8 tRNA genes are annotated in these 745 nt (G+C 52.8%); all 8 read left to right on the forward strand.

Annotation, left to right across the window (positions count from 1 at the left end):
* A tRNA-Thr gene (locus ACFORE_RS02710) sits at positions 1-72 on the forward strand.
* Positions 73-89: 17 nt separating this feature from the next.
* Positions 90-161 (forward strand) — tRNA-Gly (locus ACFORE_RS02715).
* A 7-nt stretch (positions 162-168) separates the two neighbouring features.
* Positions 169-254: transfer RNA gene (locus ACFORE_RS02720), tRNA-Leu, on the forward strand.
* 14 nt (positions 255-268) lie between these two features.
* Positions 269-342, forward strand: a tRNA-Arg gene (locus ACFORE_RS02725).
* A 5-nt stretch (positions 343-347) separates the two neighbouring features.
* Positions 348-421 (forward strand) — tRNA-Pro (locus ACFORE_RS02730).
* 6 nt (positions 422-427) lie between these two features.
* Positions 428-501 (forward strand) — tRNA-Met (locus ACFORE_RS02735).
* Between the two features lie 21 nt (positions 502-522).
* Positions 523-596, forward strand: a tRNA-Ile gene (locus ACFORE_RS02740).
* Positions 597-609: 13 nt separating this feature from the next.
* Positions 610-699 (forward strand) — tRNA-Ser (locus ACFORE_RS02745).
* Positions 700-745 lie beyond the last annotated feature (46 nt).

Genomic DNA, 745 nt, shown 5'->3' on the forward strand with positions numbered 1-745 from the left:
CCGGCTTAGCTCAGTTGGTAGAGCATCTGATTTGTAATCAGAGGGTCGCGTGTTCAAGTCATGTAGCCGGCATTATAAATTCTCTTTATGCGAACGTAGTTCAGTGGTAGAACATCACCTTGCCAAGGTGGGGGTCGCGGGTTCGAACCCCGTCGTTCGCTTTAAGAGGCCGGGGTGGCGGAACTGGCAGACGCACAGGACTTAAAATCCTGCGAAGGGTGACCTTCGTACCGGTTCGATTCCGGTCCTCGGCAGAATTTCATATTAAGCACCCTTGGCTCAACTGGATAGAGTACCTGACTACGAATCAGGCGGTTGCAGGTTCGAATCCTGCAGGGTGCATATCTCGGGAAGTAGCTCAGCTTGGTAGAGCACTTGGTTTGGGACCAAGGGGTCGCAGGTTCGAATCCTGTCTTCCCGATTACATGGCGGTGTAGCTCAGCTGGCTAGAGCGTCCGGTTCATACCCGGGAGGTCGGGGGTTCGATCCCCTTCGCCGCTATTATTTTTATGGATTGACTTTGGACCTTTAGCTCAACTGGTTAGAGCACTCGGCTCATAACCGAGCGGTCGTAGGTTCGAGTCCTACAAGGTCCATATAGTTAGTTATGGAGGATTACCCAAGTCTGGCTGAAGGGAACGGTCTTGAAAACCGTCAGGCGTGTAAAAGCGTGCGTGGGTTCGAATCCCACATCCTCCTTTATATTATTGTCGCGGGATGGAGCAGCTCGGTAGCTCGTCGGGCT

This window comes from Streptococcus alactolyticus, from assembly GCF_042649785.1.
Lineage (GTDB): Bacteria > Bacillota > Bacilli > Lactobacillales > Streptococcaceae > Streptococcus > Streptococcus alactolyticus.